This window comes from Pseudomonas sp. FP215 (genome assembly GCF_030687795.1).
Classification (GTDB): domain Bacteria; phylum Pseudomonadota; class Gammaproteobacteria; order Pseudomonadales; family Pseudomonadaceae; genus Aquipseudomonas; species Aquipseudomonas salmasensis.
The window spans coordinates 5,288,508-5,309,209 of the sequence record NZ_CP117447.1; the positions used below are offsets into that span (position 1 = coordinate 5,288,508).

A 20,702-nucleotide genomic window follows, 5' to 3' on the forward strand; every position below is an offset into this window, starting at 1 on the left:
GGCCAGCGATACCTTACTGTATAAATATCCAGAAAAACCTCGGGTGGTTGCTTCCATCCTCGACACTGCTAGCATCCGTGTTTCTGAGTCGCCTCGCACTGCCAAGGATCGCAATGCCATCAACGCCTTTGGATACCCACTATCAGATAGAAACGCCGGAGGGCATCGACCTGCCCCTGCGCCCTGCTGGCCTGCCCTCCCGGGCATTGGCCTTTGCATTCGACCTGGGCGTGCGCGGGATCATCATGGGTATCCTGCTGGTGCCGCTGGCGTTGCTCGGCAATGTGGGGGTCGGGCTGGGTTCGCTGCTGCTGTTCCTGGTGAGCTGGTGGTACATGGTGTTGTTCGAAGTGCTCAACCAGGGCTGCTCGCCGGGCAAGCAGGTCATGGGCCTGCGCGTGGTACAGGATGACGGCACGCCCATCGGCTGGTCGGCATCGCTGATCCGCAACCTGCTGCGTTTTGTCGACATGCTGCCCTTCGGTTATTTCCTCGGCGCGATCAGCTGCCTGCAGCATCCGCACTTCAAGCGGCTCGGCGACCTGGCGGCCGGTACGCTGGTGGTGTACCGCGAACTGCCGCTGGCACGCCCAAGCATCCCTCAAGCACCCGCCCTGCGCCTGCCCTTCGCCCTGGAGTTGAGCGAACAGCGGGCCATCCTCGGTTTCGCCGAACGCCAGGCCGAGCTCTCGGCCGAACGCGTGCATGAACTGGCCGCCATCCTCGCCGAGCCCCTGCAGGTGTCTGCGCCGCGTGCCGTGGAGCAACTCAACGGTGTAGCCCGTGGTTTGTTGGGGCCAACATGAAACAGAGCCTTTTTGAAAGCCGCCACCAGCACCAATGGCAAACCTTCGCCGAGCAGTTGACGCAACTGGAGCAAGGTAAAGCCAAGGCCGCCGATGTTGCCGACTTCCCGCATCAATATCGACGCCTGTGCCAACACCTGGCCCTGGCTCAGCAGCGGGGCTATAGCAGTTACCTGGTCGACCCGTTGCAACAGCTTGCACTACGTGGCCATCAACAACTGTATCGCCATCGCAGCCAACTGACGGCGAACATACTGGCGTTTCTTCTGGCCGGCTTCCCGCGCCTGGTACGCGAACAGTGGCGCTTTGTGCTGATCGCCGGCCTGCTGTTCTTTGGCAGCCTGGTGGGGATAGCCCTGCTGGTGTACCTGTTCCCGGACCTTGTCTACAGCATCATCAGCCCCCAGCAGGTGGCCGAGATGCAGGGCATGTACAACCCCGACGCCAGCCGCTTGGGCCGCGCTGCCGAACGTGCCGCCAGCGAAGACTGGATGATGTTTGGCTATTACGTGATGCACAACATCGGCATCGCCTTCCAGACCTTTGCCGCCGGCCTGTTGTTCGGCCTGGGCAGTGTGTTCTTCCTGATTTTCAACGGTCTGGTCATAGGTGCGGTTTCCGGGCACCTTACCGACATCGGCTATGGCCAGACCTTCTGGTCGTTTGTCATGGGTCACGGCGCATTCGAGTTGACCGCCATCACACTGGCCGGTGCCGCAGGCTTGCAACTGGGCTGGTCACTGGTCGCCCCCGGGCGCTTGGCGCGCAGCGAGGCCCTGCGCCTGGCCGCGCGCAAAAGCGTACGGATGCTCTGCGGTGTCATGGTGTTTCTGTTGATCGCAGCCTTTATCGAAGCCTACTGGTCCTCAACCACTGGCATTGAGCCCTGGATCAAATACGCAGTAGGCGTCGCGCTCTGGCTGCTGGTGGCCGCTTACCTGACCCTGGCCGGGCGGAGTCGCCATGCGCCTGACTGACGCCAGCGTAGTGATTCGCCCGCGCACTTCCTGGGAAGCCATGGACCTAGGTGTGCTCATGGCCAGGGAACACCGCGCCCTGCTGATGGGCAGTTGGGCGCTGGTGAGCCTGCCGGTATTCAGCCTGTTGACAGTGCTGCTCTGGAATTACCCGTCTTTGGCCATGTTCCTGTTCTGGTGGCTCAAGCCGGCCTTCGACCGCTTGCCGCTGTACATTCTGTCCAAGGCCCTGTTTGGTGAGCCCCCCAGCCTCAAACAGGCCGTTCGCCATTGGCCGCAGTTGCTCAAGGGGCAACTGTTCGCCAGCCTGACCTGGCGGCGGCTGAGCATGAGCCGCAGCTTCACCCTGCCCATCAGCCAACTGGAAGGCCTGGACGGTGACGCACGTCAACGGCGCCTTGGGGTGTTGCTGCAACGGAACGCTGGCGCCGCACGCTGGCTGACGACGATCGGCGTGCACCTGGAAATCGGCCTGTGGTTTGGCGGCATGGCCCTGTTCTATCTCTTCATCCCGCAACAGGTTGAACTGGACTGGGACTGGCAACGGCTGATATTGGCGTCAGGCTCGGACGTGCTTTGGCTGGAGCACCTGAGCAATGCCTTCTATGCCTTGGTCCTGGTGTTCTGGGAACCCATTTACGTCGCCTGTGGCTTCAGCCTGTACCTCAACCGCCGCACGGTGTTGGAGGCCTGGGACCTGGAACTGGTATTCCGTCGCCTGCGCCAGCGCCTGAGCAACGTCGCACCGCTGTTGTTGCTGGTCGTCGGCTTGGCGCTGCTACACGTCAGCCCACCCGCCATGGCAGATGAAGCCACAGCCCATAAGCCCCTCAGCACCCAGGCCGCCAGCCAATCCATCCAGGCATTGCTGGAAAAGCCCCCCTTCAAGAACCCGGAAACCGTCACACGCTATCGGTTTGGTGAAGAAAAAGCGCCGGTTAAAAACAAGGCCAAGGGCGACGGTAAATTACCTGGCTGGCTCCAGACACTGCTCGACAACTTCAACAGCGACACCTTCAAATACGTCGCCAAAACCTTGGAAATACTGCTCTGGAGCCTTGTGATTGGCGGCCTGGCTCTGGTGTGCTGGCGTTACCGTGAATGGTTGCGCACCTTCGTCAGCCGCCTTGGGCCCACTCGCACGGCCGCTCCCTCGCCCGTTCCCGCTCAGTTGTTCGGGCTGGAGCTGGGCACCGAGACATTGCCCGAAGACATCGCCAGCACCGCCGAACAGCTATGGCCCACCCAGCCCCGGGAAGCCCTTGGCCTGCTGTATCGCGGGTTGCTCAGCCGGCTGTTGCATGAGTTCGACCTGCCACTGACAAGCGCCGCTACCGAGGGGCAGGTACTGGAGCGTGTTCATCATTTGCAACAACCGCAGTTACTGGCGTTCAGCGACGAACTGACACGCCACTGGCAAAACCTGGCCTATGGTCACCGTCTGCCGCCTTCTTCAGCCCAACAGAAATTGTGCAGCGACTGGCGCGCGCTCTTCAGTGACGGAGCGAGCCAATGAACCGGGCGTTATTGTGGGTAGCGCTGCTACTGGCGTGCCTGTTGGGTGCGGGCGGTCTATATGCCTGGCACAAGGCAATTCCCTACGACGAAGTGGTAGATCGCGGCCCGTCGCCAGAGGCACGCGCCAACCCTTACCTGGCCGCCGAACACTTTCTGCGCCAGCAAGGCGTGATGGTGGCGCATGCCAATGGCCTTGAACGACTCGCCGAGCTGCCCGCCAAAGGCCATAGCCTATTGCTGCTGGGGGAGCGCAGCAACATGACCCCACGCCAGGTCGAACAACTGCTGGGCTGGGCAAAAGCCGGCGGCCACCTGCTACTGGTCGCCGAGGCGTTATGGGATGAGGAAACCGGCACCAGCGGTGACCTGCTGCTTGATCGCCTCACCGTCCGCCAAACCTTGAGCGACACCTTCGACGAACCCGCGCCACCGCGTAAAAAAACCAAGCCGGACCTGACCAAGCTGTATGTCGACAACGAAACGGCACCGGCCTATTTCAGTTTTGACACCGACTTCAACCTCACCGACCCCAAGCATCTGGCGCAGTTTTCCGCCAACAGCGCCAAGTCCAGCCACCTGATGCAACTTGAGCTGGGGCAAGGCCGCGTCACGGTGATCACCGACAGCGACCTGTGGAAAACCGCGGATATCGGCAAACATGATAACGCCTGGTTGCTGTGGTATCTGAACCAGGGCACTGACGTCACCTTGCTGTTCAACAGCGACACGGACGATCTGTTTACCCTGTTGCTCCGTAATTTCCCCCAGGCCCTCGTCGCCTTGGTTGCACTGCTTGCCCTGGGGTTGTGGCACGCAGGCATGCGTCAGGGCCCCATCCAGGCGCCGGCGCCCAAGGCCCGTCGCCAGCTGCAGGAACACTTGAAGGCCAGCGCGGATTTCCTGTTGCGCCGCAGTGGCCAGGGCACGTTGTTGAAAGCCTTGCAGAACGACATTCTGCGCGCAGCCCGGCGACGCCACCCCGGTTTCGAACACCTTGATGCGCCAGGGCAACGCCAAGTGCTGGAGCACCTTACGCGACAACCCCCTCATATCATCAGCCAGGCGTTAGAGCCCGTTGCGCTGAAGCGGCTTTCCAGCGCCGACTTCAGCCGACAGGTGGCGTGCCTGCAAACCCTCAGGAATGCCTTATGAGCGACTCTCCACTGGCCACCGCCCTGACCGCCGAGAACCTTCAGCATGCCAGCCAGCAGGCCCAGGCGCTGCGCGTGGAATTGCGCAAGGCCGTGATTGGCCAGGACGCGGTGATTGACGACGTGCTCACTGCCCTGATCGCAGGCGGCCACGTACTGCTGGAAGGCGTGCCTGGCCTGGGCAAGACCTTGCTGGTACGCGCCCTGGCCCGCTGCTTTGGCGGTGATTTCGCCCGTATCCAGTTCACCCCGGACCTGATGCCCAGCGATGTCACCGGCCACGCCGTGTACGACTTGCAGACCGAACAGTTCAAACTGCGCAAGGGGCCGTTATTCACCCACCTGCTGCTGGCCGACGAGATCAACCGGGCACCGGCCAAAACCCAAGCAGCGCTTCTTGAAGCCATGCAGGAACGTCAAGTGACCCTTGAGGGTGAGGCATTACCCATCGGCCAACCCTTCATGGTACTGGCGACCCAGAACCCCATCGAGCAGGAAGGCACCTACCCACTGCCCGAGGCCGAGCTGGACCGGTTCATGCTCAAGGTGCGAATGGACTACCCAGATGCTCTACAAGAGCTGGATATGGTCCGCGAAGTGACACGCTCGTCCAAGGCCGACATGCTGGAGGTACAGCCGTTGCGTACGGTGCAGCAAGCCGAGGACGTAGTAACGATGCAGCAAATTGCCAGTGACCTGCCGTTGGATGAGCAGGTGCTCGACTACGCCGTGCGCCTGGCCCGTGCCACGCGCAGTTGGCCGGGGCTGGCCATCGGTGCCGGCCCCAGGGCCTCCATTGCCCTGGTACGCGGCGCCCGTGCCCGTGCGTTATTGCGCGGTGGCGAATTTGTCACCCCCGATGACATCAAGGGCTGCGCCCTGGCGGTACTGCGTCACCGGGTACGCATCGCACCCGAACTGGACATCGACGGCCTTGAAGTCGACCAGGTGCTCCAGCAGTTACTCGACCAGATTGCAGCACCAAGGCAATGACGCGGCCATGAAACCGACTCGTCTGCTGCTGACCTGGCTGGGCGTTCTGCTCGGCTTGAACATCTTGCTGGGCGCCTCGGCAGCGTTGCAGTTGAAAGTGCCCGCCACCTTGCATTCCCTGGCCTGGGGCCTGCTGCTGGCCCTGTTGCTGCTGGCGATGCTGGATGCTGCACGCTTGCGTCGCCGCCCTTCGGCCCGCGTGTACAGGGCATTGCCCGGTAGCCTGGCGCTGGGGCGCTGGGAAGAAATACGTCTGTGCCTGGAGCACGACTACCCGCAACCACTGACCGCGCAGGTGTTCGATCACGTGCCCGATGGCCTGGCGGTGGAGAACCTGCCTCAATCCATTCAACTACGCCCCGGTGAACGTGCTGAGCTGGGCTATCGCGTGCGCCCCTTGCGGCGCGGGCACTTCCACTTCAGTCGTTGCGAGCTGCTGCTGCCCAGCCCATTGGGGCTGTGGTCGGCACGACGCTGGGTCGACACCCACGATGCCACCCGCGTTTACCCGGATTTCGCGCGCTTATACGGCGCGCAGTTGCGGGGTGTGGATAACTGGCTGAGCCAACTGGGCGTGCGCCAACATCAGCGGCGAGGGCTGGGCTTGGAGTTTCACCAACTGCGCGAGTTTCGTGAAGGCGACAGCCTGCGCCAGATCGACTGGAAAGCCACCGCCCGCCAACGAACGCCCATTGCACGGGAATACCAAGATGAGCGCGACCAGCAAATCGTGTTCATGCTCGATTGCGGCCAGCACATGCGCAGCCAGGATGATGAGCTGTCCCATTTCGACCACGCCCTCAATGCCTGCCTGCTGCTGAGCTATGTCGCCTTGCGCCAGGGCGATGCCGTAGGGCTGTGCACGTTCGCCAGCGACCAGCCGCGCTACCTGAAGCCGGTCAAGGGTAGTGGCCAATTGAACCTGTTGCTCAATGCGGTCTACGACCTGCAGACCACGCGAAAAACCGCCGACTACCAGGCTGCCGCCAGCCAATTGCTGGCACGGCAAAAACGCCGGGCACTGGTGATCATCGTCACCAACCTGCGGGATGAGGAGGATGAAGCCTTGATGGCCGCCGTCCAGCGTATCGGTAGGCATCACCGCGTACTGGTGGCCAGTCTGAGGGAAGAGGTCCTCGACCAACTACGCCAGGCCCCTGTGCAAACATTGCCCGAAGCGCTGGCTTACTGCGGCACGGTCGATTACCTCAATACCCGCAACCAACGCCATGATCGCTTGAGTGCCCATGGGCTCTCGGTGCTGGATACCTTGCCATCGGCGCTGGGTGCCGGGCTGGTCACGCGCTATCTGGAATGGAAAAAGGCCGGGGTATTCTGAGGATGACTGCGCAGGGCCATGGCCAGGAAATGGTCACGACCCCACGCATAATTCAGACAGAGGCCTGCAAAGGATAAAAGCTGAAGTACTGCAACAGCGCGTTGATCAGATGCCGGTACTCTTCGGGCGCCTCGAGCACGCTGAACCCCGAGTCGTAATGCTGCGGGGTGACATCTTCGTGGCTCCACAAGCAGGTTGCCGTGAGGTCAATCACCTTGAACTCGCCTTGCGCCGCCGGCACTTTCAAGCGCAGCTCGAAATCCACCTCGGTCATCATGGGTAACGAACTGATCAGCATCAGCCCGTTTTCAGACACATTTCCAAGAAAGCCGATTGGCTTGTCAGTAATACGATTGAACACCTGCAAAAAATACGGCAGTTGATGCCGTTCGATCCGTCGTTCGGTAAACATGGTGAAGTCGCCATCCAATAGCCAAAAATCTGGCCGTGCCAGTGATTCGGAACAAGCAACCGCTTGCTCTCCCTGGATCTCGGTGTGACAACAGGTACCGCTTGTCACCAAACAGCTGCCGAATCCGGGCCTTGCATCCGTTCGAATGGGAAACTGCACAAACAGACATTCAAAGAATAGCGCAAGACTGGCGACCGGCCAGCTCTGAAGCGACAAATACCCTTACAGCGACGCAGGCCGTGGTTTTGCCAGGCCTGCAGCCGGCAGATGCCCCAATTGTTGCAAGGTATCGAGCCGCGCGCGGGCTCGATAGGCGTACTCGCTCGACGGGTAGTGGCCGATGATGAACTGATAGGTCTGTGCGGCATCGACAAACAGTTTCTGGCGCTCCAGGCACTGCCCGCGCAACATCGAAACCTCCGGTTGCACGTAGCGGCGGGTACGGCTCTCGCGATCGACCTGGGACAACTCCAGGGTGACACGCTGGCAATCACCCACCCCATAGGCGCGGTAAGCGTTGTTCAAATGGTGGTCCATCGACCAGCGGGTACAGCCGACAACACTGGCGGCCAGGGCAGCAACGAGCAAAATTCGCATGGGGTTCTCCTGTCTTGTGCAGTGTATCGACCCCTGGTCGAAAATCTTCAAGGCGTTTGCCCATTCAACCGCAGCCAAAACAAGCCAATCGTCGATAAGTAGTGCAAACGAACAATGACTACAACGAAAGAGCATAGTAGCCTTCCCCAGCGCTTGAACTCAGGAGTCCGTGCATGTCCGTCCGTCGTACCAAAATCGTCGCCACCCTTGGCCCGGCCAGTAACTCGCCGGAAGTCCTCGAACAGCTGATTCTGGCTGGTTTGGACGTCGCCCGTCTGAACTTCTCCCACGGCACCCCGGACGAGCACAAGGCTCGCGCCAAGCTGGTGCGTGACCTCGCCGCCAAGCATGGCCGCTTCGTTGCACTGTTGGGCGACCTGCAAGGCCCGAAAATCCGTATCGCCAAATTCACCAACAAGCGGATCGAGCTGAAAATTGGTGACAAATTCACCTTCTCCACCAGCCACCCGCTGACCGAAGGCACCCAGGACGTGGTGGGCATCGACTACCCGGACCTGGTCAAGGACTGCGGCGTCGGTGACGAACTGCTGCTGGACGACGGTCGTGTGGTGATGCGCGTCGACACTGCCACGCCAACCGAACTGAACTGCACCGTGATCATCGGCGGCCCGCTGTCCGACCACAAAGGCATCAACCGTCGCGGTGGTGGCCTGACGGCGCCGGCCCTGACTGAAAAAGACAAGGCCGACATCAAGCTCGCCGCCGAAATGGAAGTGGACTACCTCGCCGTGTCCTTCCCGCGCGACGCCGCCGACATGGAATACGCTCGTAAGCTGCGCGACGAAGCCGGCGGTACCGCCTGGCTGGTAGCGAAGATCGAACGTGCTGAAGCCGTGGCCGACGATGAAACCCTCGACGGCCTGATCAAGGCTTCCGATGCCGTGATGGTTGCCCGTGGCGACCTGGGCGTGGAAATCGGTGACGCCGAGCTGATCGGTATCCAGAAGAAGATCATCCTGCACGCACGCCGCCACAACAAAGCGGTGATCGTGGCGACCCAGATGATGGAGTCGATGATCCAGAACCCGATGCCGACCCGTGCCGAAGTGTCCGACGTGGCCAACGCCGTGCTCGACTACACCGACGCCGTGATGCTCTCGGCTGAAAGTGCTGCTGGCCCGTACCCGCTGGAGGCCGTGCAGGCCATGGCGCGTATCTGCGTCGGTGCCGAAAAGCACCCGACCAGCAAGACCTCCAGCCACCGCATCGGCAAGGTCTTCGAAAGCTGCGACCAGAGCATCGCCCTGGCTGCCATGTACACCGCCAACCACTTCCCGGGCGTGAAAGCGATCATCGCCTTGACCGAAAGTGGCTACACGCCGTTGATCATGTCGCGCATCCGTTCCTCGGTGCCGATCTACGCGTTCACCCCACACCGCGAAGCCCAGGCCCGCGCGGCCATGTTCCGTGGCGTGTACACCATCCCGTTCGACCCGGCGTCGCTGGCGCCGAACGAAGTCAGCCAGAAGGCGATCGACGAGCTGGTTAAACGCGGCGTCGTGGAGAAAGGCGACTGGGTCATCCTGACCAAGGGCGACAGCTACCACACCACCGGTGGCACCAATGGCATGAAGATCCTGCATGTAGGCGACCCGCAGGTCTGAGTGACAGGCTGAAAAACAAAAGCCCCGCCATGTGAATGGCGGGGCTTTTTGCATTTCAATGCAGGCCAATGTGTTGAACTTCAGGGCCTGATCGCAGCATAGGTATCTACAAAACTCTGTAGCGCTCAACACTAACCACGATGCGAAGCGAGCCGCTCTTGATCTTGCTCTTGATCTGCTTGTGATCTTGATCTCAGGCGCCCCGTTAAACCACGCTGGCCGGAATTCGACAGGGATTTGGGGGGTAAACCGGCAGGGATGCCGGTTTAGCCGCCCCGCGCCATGGATGGCGCGTGGCGGCGGCCCCCCAAATCACTGGCGGATTACGGGCACACCGAGCCTAGGCGAGGTGCCGAGTGGTGGGGCAAGAGCGTTTTGCTTACTTTTGCGCTTTTCAAAAGTGAGCCGCCGTCAGGGCGGAACCCTAAGTAGCCGTTACCGCAGCAATGGATATGCACACAATCCAACTGTGTTGACTGCCAGGCCGCCATCGCAGGCAAGCCAGCTCCCACAGTAATCCGTGCCTGGTCAGACAACTCGGTCTACTGTGGGAGCTGGCTTTTCATAAAGTGGAAGGGCGGGGCAGGAACACATCCGCCAGCAGTTGATTACGCGGCAGTCCCGCCAGGAACAAGCGCTTGGAAAAGGCCTCGACGCTGGCCGGGTGCCCGCAGAGCAAGGCCAGGGTTTGGCGGGAAACCAGTCGCAGTTGTGCCAATGCCGGCTGCAACTGCGCTGTAGTCCATAGCTCCACGGTCAGGTTCCCATGCTGCGCGGCAAGCGCCGCCAGAGGTTCGGCCAGATAATGAGCCTCGGCCTCATGGGCCAGGTGAATCACGCGAACCTCGCCTTGATGATCCTGGCGCAGTGCCTCGCGCAACACGCCCCACAAGGGGCCCAGGCCGGTACCGGAAGCCAGCAGCCACAATGGCCGCGATTGCCAGTCAGGATCATAGTGCAGCGCTCCACCCCGCAGCTCGCCCAGGCGTAGAGGCTCACCGACCTTGAACTGTCGCGCCGCATCGCTGAATGCACCAGGCTGGCGGCACTCGATATGAAACTCCAGGTACGGCTCTTCCTGGGGCAAGCTCGCCAGGGAATAAGGGCGCGCCACCTGCCCCGCCCACAGCACCAGATGCTGCCCGGCGCTGTACCGCAGGGCACGTTCCGGTTGCAGGCGCAGGCGCAGTACCGTCGAACTCAGCCAATCGGCGCCCACCACCTGGCTGGGCAGGCCATCGCGCTGGGGGTCAAACGCTTCGACCTTCAGATCCGCACTGACCCGGCACTGGCACGCCAGGCGCCAACCTTGCTGGCGCTGCGTCGGGCTCAGGGCTTCGGGCTGCTGGTCGTCAACCTCACCCTCGCAACGCACCAGGCACGCATGGCAACTGCCGGCCCGGCAACTGAAGGGCACGGCCACGCCGGCCTGATTCAAGGCATCCAGCAGGTTGCTGCCGGAGGTGACCGACCAGTGGCGTTCGCCGACGTACAGTTCAGGCATAACGCCGTTACCTCTCTAGGTAGGAGCGAGCTTGCTCGCGAAGAGCGCCAACGATAACGCGGACAACCAGATGAAACCCACCAGATTCACGTTTTTCGCGAGCAAGCTCGCTCCTACAGATAACCGGGCCGGGCATTCGTGACCATAGTCGGGTGTATCGGCCACCGTGCCGGGTTATACTGCCGCGCCTTTTTAGCGTCGCGCCTGCACCATTCTGGCGTGCCTTGGAAAGATGGCTTCAGCCGACCGATGCAACACTGACGCCATCTTTATTGAATGTTCCCTTATAGAGGAGCGCGACTCATGACCGTGATCAAGCAAGACGACCTGATTCAGAGCGTTGCCGACGCCCTGCAATTCATTTCCTACTACCACCCCGTTGACTTCATCCAGGCCATGCACGAAGCCTACCTGCGCGAAGAATCGCCGGCGGCCCGTGACTCCATCGCCCAGATCCTGATCAACTCGCGCATGTGTGCCACCGGCCATCGGCCGATCTGCCAGGACACCGGTATCGTCACCGTGTTCGTGCGCGTGGGTATGGACGTGCGTTGGGACGGCGCCACCATGGGCCTGGACGACATGATCAACGAAGGCGTGCGTCGCGCCTACAACCTGCCGGAAAACGTCCTGCGCGCCTCGATCCTCGCCGACCCGGCTGGCGCCCGCAAGAACACCAAGGACAACACCCCAGCGGTCATCCACTACTCCATCGTCCCGGGTAACACCGTGGAAGTGGACGTGGCGGCCAAGGGTGGCGGTTCCGAGAACAAGTCGAAAATGGCCATGCTCAACCCGTCCGACTCGATCGTCGACTGGGTGCTCAAGACCGTTCCGACCATGGGTGCCGGCTGGTGCCCACCGGGCATGCTCGGCATCGGCATCGGCGGCACCGCCGAGAAAGCCGCGGTAATGGCCAAGGAAGTGTTGATGGAGTCCATCGACATCCACGAGCTGAAAAAGCGCGGCCCGCAGAACCGTATCGAAGAAATGCGCCTGGAGCTGTTCGAGAAGGTCAACCAGTTGGGCATCGGCGCCCAGGGCCTGGGTGGCCTGACCACCGTGCTCGACGTGAAGATCATGGACTACCCGACCCACGCCGCTTCCCTGCCGGTGTGCATGATCCCCAACTGCGCCGCCACCCGTCACGCGCACTTCGTGCTCGACGGCTCGGGCCCGGCGTCGCTGGAAGCGCCACCGTTGGACGCCTACCCGGAAATCGTCTGGGAAGCCGGCCCATCGGCCCGTCGCGTCAACCTCGACACCCTGACCCCGGAAGAAGTGCAGAGCTGGAAGCCGGGCGAAACCGTACTGCTCAACGGCAAGATGCTCACCGGTCGCGACGCGGCGCACAAGCGCATGGTCGAGATGCTGAACAAGGGCGAAACCTTGCCGGTGGACCTCAAGGGCCGCTTTATCTACTACGTCGGCCCGGTTGATCCGGTGCGCGAAGAAGTGGTTGGCCCTGCTGGCCCGACCACCGCGACGCGGATGGACAAGTTCACCCGCCAGATCCTCGAGCAAACCGGCCTGCTGGGCATGATCGGCAAATCCGAACGCGGCCCGACCGCCATCGAAGCGATCAAGGACCACAAGGCCGTGTACCTGATGGCCGTGGGCGGCGCCGCTTACCTGGTGGCCCAAGCCATCAAGAAGTCGCGCGTGGTTGCCTTCGCCGAACTGGGCATGGAAGCCATCTACGAGTTCGACGTCAAAGACATGCCGGTCACCGTTGCCGTGGACAGCAAAGGTGAATCCGTCCACATCACCGGTCCTGCCATCTGGCAGAAAAAGATCAGTGACAGCCTGGCGGTAGAAGTGCAGTAAGCACTTTCTCCACAAGCATAAAGGCGACTGCGGCCCCATGGCCCAGTCGCCTTTTTTATGCCCTACCCACGATGCGAAGCGAGCCGCTCTTGATCTTGATCTGCTTGTGATCTTGATCTCAGGCGCCCCGTTAAACCACGCTGGCCGGAATTCGACAGGGATTTGGGGGGTAAACCGGCAGGGATGCCGGTTTAGCCGCCCCGCGCCATGGATGGCGCGTGGCGGCGCCCCCCCAAATCACTGGCGGATTACGGGCACACCGAGCCCCAGCGAGGTGCCGAGTGGTGGGGCAAGAGCGTTTTGCTTACTTTTGCGCTTTTCAAAAGTGAGCCGCCGTCAGGGCGGAACCCTAAGCGGCCGTTACCGCAGCAATGGATATACACACAATCCAACTGTGTCGCCTGCCAGGCCGCCTTCGCGAGCAAGCCCGCACACATTGCGATCGTGGGGTGTCAGGTAGATAGCCGTCGGCTGGCAGGCCGTCATCGCAGGCTTGCCAGCCCCCACACAAGCTCCTTGGTCACAAGATATGAGCCGCCCATGCTATGGTGCTCGCCCCTTACCGTGCCTGTTCATCATCGTATGATCGTGATCCCTCGCCCCCTGCGCCTGACCTTCTATTCCCTGTTGATCATCGCCGGTGCGGTGCTGGCCGCCGCCTTGGCCACGCGCCATGCCGAACGCCAGGCCCTGGTGGACGACGCCGCCCGTGCCAATCAGCAGCTCGCGCTGTACGCCAACTCGCTGCACACCCTGATCGAACGCTACCGTGCCCTGCCCGCCGTGCTGGCGCTGGACTCGGAAATGATCAGCGCCTTGAAGGGCCCGCTGGACGCCGCCACGCAAGACCGGCTCAACCGCAAGCTGGAGCGTATCAACGGCGCCGCGCAGTCTTCGACCCTGGAACTGATGGACCGCACCGGCCTGGCCGTGGCCGCCAGCAACTGGAACCTGCCCAGCAGCTATGTCGGCCACAACTACGCGTTCAGGCCGTATTTCAGCCAGACCCTGAGCCAGGGCACCGGGCGCTTTTATGCGGTGGGGGTGACCACGGGCATTCCAGGCTACTTTCTTTCCAGCGCGGTCGTGGATGAGCACGAGCAGTTCCTCGGCGCCATGGTGGTCAAGCTGGAGTTCCCCGAGCTGGAGCGCGAATGGGCCCAGGGCAATGACCTGCTGTTGGTCAGCGATGCGCGAGGCATCGTGTTTATCGCCAACCAGCCGGGCTGGCGTTATCGCAACCTGCGGCCGTTGTCCGAAAATGACCTGGCCGAACTCAAGGCCACCCGCCAATACGACAAGAAACAACTGCAGCCACTGGACACCCAGCCCCTGCAACGCTTTGACGAAAACAGCCACTTGATCCGCGTCAACGGCCCCGACGGCAACGCCAATTACATCTGGGAGTCGCTGCCGCTCAAGCGCGAAGGCTGGACTCTGCACCTGTTGCGCAAACCCCAGTTTGCCTTTGAAGACCAACGCAACGCGGGCCTTGCCGCTGCGGGTTCGTGGCTGGCACTGGTGTTTCTGGTGCTGTTCCTCAGCCAACGCTGGCGCCTGGCCCGCTTGCGCCAGCGCAGCCGAGAAGAGCTGGAGCAATTGGTCGAAGAACGCACCCAGGCGTTGCGCACCGCCCAGGATGGCCTGGTGCAGTCGGCCAAGCTGGCGGCATTGGGGCAGATGTCGGCCGCCCTCGCCCATGAAATCAACCAACCACTGACCGCCCAGCGCATGCAACTGGCGACGCTGCGGCTGCTGCTCGACCATGGTCGCGTGGACGATGCCTACAAGGCCCTCACACCGCTGGATGACATGCTCACGCGCATGGCCGCGCTCACCGGCCACCTCAAGACGTTCGCCCGCAAGAGCCCCAGTGGCCTGCGCGAAAAGCTGGACCTGGCGACGGTGGTCGACCAATCCCTGCACCTGCTCGATGCGCGCCTGCGTGACGAAGCCATCGGTGTGGTGCTGGACCTCACCCGCCCGGCCTGGGTACGCGGCGACGCGATCCGCCTCGAACAGGTGCTGATCAACCTGTTGCGCAACGCCCTCGATGCCATGGCCGACAAACCGCGCAAGCGCCTGGAAATCCGCCTGCACGCCGATCAGCAACTGTGGCAGTTGAGCGTCTGCGACAGCGGCGGCGGGATTGCCGAAGAACATTTGAGCAGCGTGTTCGACCCGTTTTTCACCACCAAACCGGTGGGCGACGGGCTCGGCTTGGGGCTCGCGGTGTCCTACGCTATCGTGCATGAACTGGGCGGCCGCCTGAGTGCCGCCAACCGTGGCGATGGCGCGATTTTCACCTTGACCCTGCCTATCGCCCTGGAGACGCCAGACCTATGTTGAACGCGGTGATTGTGGTCGATGACGAAGCCAGTATTCGCACGGCCGTCGAGCAATGGCTGAGCCTGTCGGGGTTTGACGTGCAGTTATTCAGCCGCGCCGAAGAGTGCCTGGCGCAACTGCCCAAGGACTTTGCCGGGGTGATACTGAGTGACGTGCGCATGCCGGGGCTCAGCGGCCTTGAGCTGTTGGCCGAGGTGCAGCGCCGCGATGCCGATTTGCCAGTGATTTTGCTCACCGGCCATGGCGACGTGCCAATGGCCGTCGAAGCCATGCGCGACGGGGCCTACGACTTCCTGGAAAAACCCTTCAGCCCCGACGCCTTGCTCAACAGCCTGCGCCGGGCGCTGGACAAGCGCGGGCTGATCCTGGAAAACCGCCGCCTGCATCAACAGGCCGATCATCGCGCGCAGTTGGAGTCCAGCCTGCTGGGCGTGTCCAAGGGCCTGCAAAGTTTGCGCCGCCAAGTGCTGGACTTGGCGAGCTTGCCGGTCAATGTGCTGATTCGTGGCGAGACCGGCAGCGGCAAGGAGCTGGTCGCCCGCTGCCTGCACGACTTCGGCCCTCGCGCCAAGAAGCCCTTCGTGGCCCTCAATTGCGCGGCGATCCCCGAGCAGTTGTTCGAAGCCGAACTGTTCGGGCATGAAAGCGGCGCCTTCACCGGCGCCCAGGGCAAACGTATCGGCAAGCTGGAATATGCCCACGGCGGCACCTTGTTCCTGGATGAAATCGAAAGCATGCCCCTGGCCCAACAGGTGAAATTGCTGCGCGTATTGCAAGAGCAGAAACTGGAGCGGCTGGGCTCCAACCAGAGTATCCAGGTGGACCTGCGCATCATCGCCGCCACCAAGCCCGACCTCCTCGAAGAAGCCCGTGCCGGGCGTTTTCGCGAAGACCTGGCCTATCGGCTCAACGTCGCGCAACTGCGCCTGCCGCCATTGCGTGAACGTCGCGAAGATATTCCGCTGCTGTACGAGCATTTTGCGCAAAACGCCGCCGAGCGTCTGGGCCGCCAGGTCGAGCCCTTGAGTGGGCCACAGCTGGGGCGCCTGCTCAGCCATGACTGGCCGGGCAATGTGCGCGAACTGGCCAACGTCGCCGAGCGCCAGGTGTTGGGGCTGGACGAGCCGGAACCGCAAGGGATCGAAGCCGGCCAGTCGTTGGCGGCGCAGCAGGAGGCGTTCGAGGCACACTGCCTGAAGGCCGCGTTGACGCGTCACAAGGGCGATATCAAGGCGGTGCTGGCCGAGTTGCAACTGCCGCGCCGTACCTTCAATGAGAAGATGCAGCGGCATGGGTTGGTGAGGGAGATGTTTCTCTGATCCCGCTCTGATCGTTCCCACGCTCCGCGTGGAAACGCAGCCTAAGACGCTCTGCGTCGCTTTTTAAAGGCGCGACGCGGAGCGTCACCACAGGCGTTACCACGCAGAGCGTGGGAACGATCACTGCAGCCATAAGCGAATTTCCGCTCATCACCCCAAAACCATCAGCGATTTTCCGCTCAAAAAAATCCCGCAACCCTTCTATTCCGGGCCTTCCTCTACCTGGCACAGCTCCTGCTATAGCCCGAACAGGCTGCGCACGCGCCGCTCCATAAAAACAACTAGATGAAGGATCCTTTAATGGATAACTCCAATACCGTGCCTCTGGGATCGACGGCCGCAAAAGCGCAGGAGCGCACCACCTCCAGCCGCATCAAGTCGATTTTCAGCGGATCAGTCGGCAACATGGTCGAATGGTACGACTGGTACGTCTACGCCGCCTTCTCGCTGTATTTTGCCAAAGCCTTCTTCCCCAAAGGCGACACTACTGCCCAACTGCTCAACACCGCCGCGATCTTCGCCGTGGGCTTCCTGATGCGCCCGATCGGTGGCTGGCTGATGGGCCTGTACGCCGACAAAGTCGGGCGTAAAAAAGCCTTGATGGCCTCGGTGTACCTGATGTGCTTCGGCTCGCTGCTGATTGCCCTGAGCCCCGGCTATGAGGTCATTGGTATCGGTGCGCCGATCCTGCTGGTGTTTGCCCGCCTGCTGCAGGGTCTGTCGGTCGGCGGCGAATACGGTACCTCTGCCACTTACCTCAGTGAGATGGCCACCAAGGAACGTCGCGGTTTCTACTCCAGCTTCCAGTACGTGACCCTGATCTCCGGCCAGCTCATCGCGCTGGCGGTGCTGATTGTGCTGCAACAGGTGCTCACCACCGAGCAGTTGTACGCCTGGGGCTGGCGCATCCCGTTCGCCATCGGCGCGCTGTGTGCAGTGGTCGCGCTGTACCTGCGTCGTGGCATGGAAGAAACCGAGTCGTTCACCAAGAAAGAAAAAGCCAAGGAAAGCGCAATGCGCACCTTGATGCGCCACCCCAAGGAACTGCTGACCGTGGTCGGCCTGACCATGGGCGGCACCCTGGCGTTCTACACCTACACCACCTACATGCAGAAATACCTGGTGAACACCGTCGGCATGAGCATCTCCGACTCCACCACCATTTCAGCGGCGACGCTGTTTCTGTTCATGTGCCTGCAACCGATCATCGGCGGGCTGTCGGATAAAATCGGCCGCCGCCCGATCCTGATCGCCTTCGGCGTGCTTGGCACCCTGTTCACCGTGCCGATCCTCACCACCCTGCACACCATCCAAAGCTGGTGGGGCGCGTTCTTCCTGATCATGGCAGCGTTGATCATCGTCAGCGGCTACACCTCGATCAACGCCGTGGTGAAGGCCGAGCTGTTCCCGACCGAAATCCGCGCCCTGGGCGTAGGCCTGCCGTATGCCCTGACCGTGTCGATCTTCGGCGGTACCGCTGAATATATCGCGCTGTGGTTCAAGAGCATCGGTATGGAAACTGGCTACTACTGGTACGTGACCGCGTGTATCGCGGTGTCGTTGATGGTGTACGTGACCATGAAAGACACTCGCAAACACTCTCGGATCACCACCGACTAATAATGTGGGAGCGGGCTTGCTCGCGATAGCGGAGGATCAGTCAAAGTTGTATCAACTGACCCACCGCAATCGCGGGCAAGCCCGCTCCCACATTTAGTCTTAGGACAACTCTGCGGCCTCATTGCGTCCATAACGCCGTTGCGCATACGAGGCGCCCGCAATCATCACCAGCAGCACCGCCGCCAACACCGCCGATGAACCGACGGTGCCAAAATCCAGGCCGCCCTTTTCATGGGGTTTGGTCAGGAAGTCCCCCAAGGTCGCGCCAAACGGCCGTGTCAGTACAAACGCCACCCAGAACAACAGCACCGACGAGATGCGCGTGAAGTACTTGAGCGCCACCACCGCGGCGATGGTCGAACCGATCAGCAATGCGCCACCGGCGAAGCCCAACCCCGAATCGTCCGCGAGAAAATCGCCCAATGCGGTGCCCAAGGTGTTGGAAAACAGGATCGCCATCCAGTAAAACAGCTCGCCCCGGAAGGTCTGCACCTTGTTTACGTTCAGCGAGTCACCACTGAGGTGCCACACCGCAAAGATGATCATCAAGATCACGATCAGGATCATCGACCCCGTGGCGTAGCCCAGCCCCAGCGTGCGGTCCATGAAGTCGGACATCGTGGTACCCGCCGTGCTGGTGGACAAAATCACGATCCAGTACAGCACCGGGTTGTAGGTTTTCGACCAGAGTTGCGTCACCAGGGTCACCAGGAACACGCTGATGAGGATCATGGAGCTGATGGCGTAGCCAACGTTCAAGGTCATCGACAGCAAGTCCCCAGCGGTTTCGCCCAAGGTGGTTGCGCAGATTTTCATGACCCAGAACGCCAGGGTGATCTGAGGAAGTTTGTTCATGCAGTAAATGGCTCCAAGGCTCAGTCTTATAGGGGGTATTGACCTTGGGCGCAGACTGAAGGGAAAGCTGTGAAAAATAGGTGGCCTATGTATGAAAAATCCATGGGCACCGTGGAAATTCACTGCCATGAATTGCACTATGACGGTCTCTCAAACCGCGTAGCAGGAACCCGGCCATGCCCGACGATATCCACTTTTACGAACCCGCCAACGGCCACGGCCTGCCCCATGACCCGTTCAATGCCATCGTCGGCCCACGCCCGATTGGCTGGATCTCCTCCCACGACCGCGAAGGCCGCCTGAACCTGGCGCCCTACAGCTTCTTCAATGCGTTCAACTACATTCCGCCGATCATTGGGTTTTCCAGTGTCGGGCGCAAAGACAGCCTGAACAATATCGAACAGACCGGCGAATTCGTCTGGAACCTGGCCACCCGCCCGCTGGCCGAGCAGATGAACCAGAGCTGCGCGCCGGTATCGCCCGAGGTGAATGAATTCGAACTGTCCGGGCTGACGCCGGTGGCTTCGAAAATCGTCGGCGTACCACGGGTGGGCGAGAGCCCGGTGTCGTTCGAGTGCAAGGTGACGCAGATCATCCAACTGCAACGTGCCGACCAACAGTTGGTGCCAAGCTGGCTGGTGCTGGGCGAGGTGGTTGCGGTGCACATCGCCAAGTGGTTGCTCAAGGATGGGATCTACGACACTGCTGCCGCCGAGCCGATTTTGCGTGGGGGTGGCCCGGCGGATTATTTCCAGCTGGGGCCGGAAGCACTGTTCAAGATGTACAGACCTCAATAACCCCTGTAGGAGCGAGCTTGCTCGCGAAGATCGTCAACGATAACGCGGGGCACCAGGCTGAACGCGGTGCTCTTGAGTTTTTCGCGAGCAAGCTCGCTCCTACAGTGCGGCGGGAGCCCAGCTCAGTTGGCCTTCTTCATCCACATCAATCAACCGTCCAAGCTGCTCAGTGGCGGCATCGTCAGCGTCGGAGGCCGTCTTGAACGTCTGCCCATCAAGGATCTTGTGAAACCTGGGTGCGCCCATGCCATCCAGTGCCTTGACGGCGACGGCGGCGCTGTAGCCACCTTCGCCCGGTACTACGGCGGAAACGGCTTCGTGGTGGGCAAATTGTTTACGTGCCATGTTGCAGGTCCTGGCCAATGGAAAGTCGGCCATTCTAACCGTTAACCGGCCAGTTGCAGGTACTCGCCGTAGGCCTGTACGGCCGATGCGTCGGTGAAGGTCTGGAAGTCCATGCTGCGCACGACCATGTCGTTCAGCAGCTCAGTGAAGATCATCAGGGCCGGAGAGCTGAAGTAGGCGCTCATGGCCTGCTCGCTGCTCCAGAACCCGGACACCAGCCACACATCGGGGTCGACCTGGGAATGCTGCAACGAGAATTGCAGGCAACCCTGGGCCTGGCGACCCGGTTCAATCAAACTGCTCAAGCGTGCACCGAGTTCGGGGCTGCACCCGCTACGGGCACGGATAAAGGCCATATGGCTCGCGGGAATGGGGGTGGACATGTTCGACTCTCCCGTTGAGAAGTGATGCTCGGCAAGCACAATGAGGGCGTGTTGCCACAGGATCAAAGATAACGGCGCGGGGGTGGGCGCGGTTAGTCAATTCCTGCAGGCTTATTGCACAATCCTGCGAGAAGCGTAGGGAGGACGTTCGGCCTCAGGATTTATTCCAGGCCCAGGCCCCTTGTTTCAGGCAGATGACAGGCTGCGCACTTGCCTGATTCACGCTATCTCGCAGGATCAGGCAAGGATCCTGCAGAATCGACGTAACACTATTTGAAAAGCCGC

18 protein-coding genes are annotated in these 20,702 nt (G+C 61.4%); 12 read left to right on the plus strand and 6 right to left on the minus strand.

Features of this window, described 5'->3' with window-relative positions; translation table 11 throughout:
• Positions 1-113: 113 nt before the first annotated feature.
• From PSH76_RS23970 to PSH76_RS23995, 6 genes are read left to right on the plus strand one after another with little or no spacing between them, the layout of a single operon-like run.
• Positions 114-806 carry an RDD family protein gene (locus PSH76_RS23970; protein WP_032895482.1) on the plus strand — a complete coding sequence of 231 codons (693 nt, stop codon included), beginning with the start codon at positions 114-116 and terminating at the stop codon, positions 804-806.
• Positions 803-1,783 (plus strand): stage II sporulation protein M, encoded by a 981-nt coding sequence (locus PSH76_RS23975; protein WP_138762271.1) that lies wholly within the window; start codon positions 803-805, stop codon positions 1,781-1,783. The genes PSH76_RS23970 and PSH76_RS23975 overlap by 4 nt, the downstream gene beginning before the upstream one ends.
• On the plus strand, positions 1,770-3,299 hold the full coding sequence (locus PSH76_RS23980) for a DUF4129 domain-containing protein (RefSeq protein WP_305493012.1): 1,530 nt from the start codon (positions 1,770-1,772) through the stop codon (positions 3,297-3,299). The genes PSH76_RS23975 and PSH76_RS23980 overlap by 14 nt, the downstream gene beginning before the upstream one ends.
• Positions 3,296-4,453 carry a DUF4350 domain-containing protein gene (locus PSH76_RS23985; protein ID WP_305493013.1) on the plus strand — a complete coding sequence of 386 codons (1,158 nt, stop codon included), beginning with the start codon at positions 3,296-3,298 and terminating at the stop codon, positions 4,451-4,453. Before PSH76_RS23980 ends, PSH76_RS23985 begins: the two co-directional genes overlap by 4 nt.
• Positions 4,450-5,445 (plus strand): MoxR family ATPase, encoded by a 996-nt coding sequence (locus tag PSH76_RS23990; RefSeq protein WP_305493014.1) that lies wholly within the window; start codon positions 4,450-4,452, stop codon positions 5,443-5,445. The genes PSH76_RS23985 and PSH76_RS23990 overlap by 4 nt, the downstream gene beginning before the upstream one ends.
• A 7-nt stretch (positions 5,446-5,452) precedes the next feature.
• The gene (locus PSH76_RS23995; protein ID WP_305493015.1) at positions 5,453-6,784 is read left to right on the plus strand and encodes a DUF58 domain-containing protein; all 1,332 of its coding nucleotides are present in this window, start codon (positions 5,453-5,455) and stop codon (positions 6,782-6,784) included.
• 52 nt (positions 6,785-6,836) lie between these two features.
• Here PSH76_RS23995 and PSH76_RS24000 read toward each other — a convergent pair whose 3' ends face one another.
• A complete protein-coding gene (locus PSH76_RS24000) occupies positions 6,837-7,196 on the minus strand; it encodes a PilZ domain-containing protein (RefSeq protein WP_098950490.1) in 360 nt (119 codons plus the stop codon).
• A 222-nt stretch (positions 7,197-7,418) separates the two neighbouring features.
• Positions 7,419-7,793 (minus strand): tol-pal system YbgF family protein, encoded by a 375-nt coding sequence (locus PSH76_RS24005; RefSeq protein ID WP_098950489.1) that lies wholly within the window; start codon positions 7,791-7,793, stop codon positions 7,419-7,421.
• 173 nt (positions 7,794-7,966) lie between these two features.
• On the opposite strand from PSH76_RS24005, the gene pyk reads away from it, so the two are divergent.
• Positions 7,967-9,418, plus strand: coding sequence for a pyruvate kinase (pyk, locus tag PSH76_RS24010; protein WP_003193904.1), 1,452 nt, complete (start codon positions 7,967-7,969; stop codon positions 9,416-9,418).
• 562 nt (positions 9,419-9,980) lie between these two features.
• On the opposite strand, the gene PSH76_RS24015 is transcribed toward pyk, so the two are convergent.
• Positions 9,981-10,922, minus strand: coding sequence for an iron-sulfur-binding ferredoxin reductase (locus PSH76_RS24015; protein ID WP_305493016.1), 942 nt, complete (start codon positions 10,920-10,922; stop codon positions 9,981-9,983).
• A gap of 303 nt (positions 10,923-11,225) precedes the next feature.
• On the opposite strand from PSH76_RS24015, the gene PSH76_RS24020 reads away from it, so the two are divergent.
• The 4 genes from PSH76_RS24020 to PSH76_RS24035 all read left to right on the plus strand — a co-directional run bounded on the left by PSH76_RS24020 (position 11,226) and on the right by PSH76_RS24035 (position 18,037).
• Entirely contained in the window at positions 11,226-12,749 is a 1,524-nt protein-coding gene (locus PSH76_RS24020) for a fumarate hydratase (RefSeq protein WP_003193907.1), read from the plus strand.
• A 582-nt stretch (positions 12,750-13,331) separates the two neighbouring features.
• Positions 13,332-15,098: an ATP-binding protein gene (locus tag PSH76_RS24025; RefSeq protein ID WP_032895471.1), complete on the plus strand. Its 1,767-nt coding sequence runs from the start codon at positions 13,332-13,334 to the stop codon at positions 15,096-15,098.
• Complete coding sequence (locus tag PSH76_RS24030) at positions 15,092-16,417, plus strand: sigma-54 dependent transcriptional regulator (protein ID WP_305493017.1); 1,326 nt, start codon at positions 15,092-15,094, stop codon at positions 16,415-16,417. Before PSH76_RS24025 ends, PSH76_RS24030 begins: the two co-directional genes overlap by 7 nt.
• 300 nt (positions 16,418-16,717) lie before the next feature.
• Complete coding sequence (locus tag PSH76_RS24035) at positions 16,718-18,037, plus strand: MFS transporter (RefSeq protein ID WP_032895468.1); 1,320 nt, start codon at positions 16,718-16,720, stop codon at positions 18,035-18,037.
• Between the two features lie 99 nt (positions 18,038-18,136).
• On the opposite strand, the gene PSH76_RS24040 is transcribed toward PSH76_RS24035, so the two are convergent.
• Positions 18,137-18,892 (minus strand): hypothetical protein, encoded by a 756-nt coding sequence (locus PSH76_RS24040; protein ID WP_305493018.1) that lies wholly within the window; start codon positions 18,890-18,892, stop codon positions 18,137-18,139.
• Between the two features lie 176 nt (positions 18,893-19,068).
• On the opposite strand from PSH76_RS24040, the gene PSH76_RS24045 reads away from it, so the two are divergent.
• Positions 19,069-19,689: a flavin reductase family protein gene (locus PSH76_RS24045; protein ID WP_044268006.1), complete on the plus strand. Its 621-nt coding sequence runs from the start codon at positions 19,069-19,071 to the stop codon at positions 19,687-19,689.
• Positions 19,690-19,788: 99 nt separating this feature from the next.
• Here the strand turns inward: PSH76_RS24045 and PSH76_RS24055 are convergent, their stop codons facing one another.
• The gene (locus tag PSH76_RS24055) at positions 19,789-20,034 is read right to left on the minus strand and encodes a hypothetical protein (RefSeq protein ID WP_305493019.1); all 246 of its coding nucleotides are present in this window, start codon (positions 20,032-20,034) and stop codon (positions 19,789-19,791) included.
• A gap of 41 nt (positions 20,035-20,075) precedes the next feature.
• Positions 20,076-20,417: an antibiotic biosynthesis monooxygenase family protein gene (locus tag PSH76_RS24060; protein ID WP_305493020.1), complete on the minus strand. Its 342-nt coding sequence runs from the start codon at positions 20,415-20,417 to the stop codon at positions 20,076-20,078.
• Positions 20,418-20,702 lie beyond the last annotated feature (285 nt).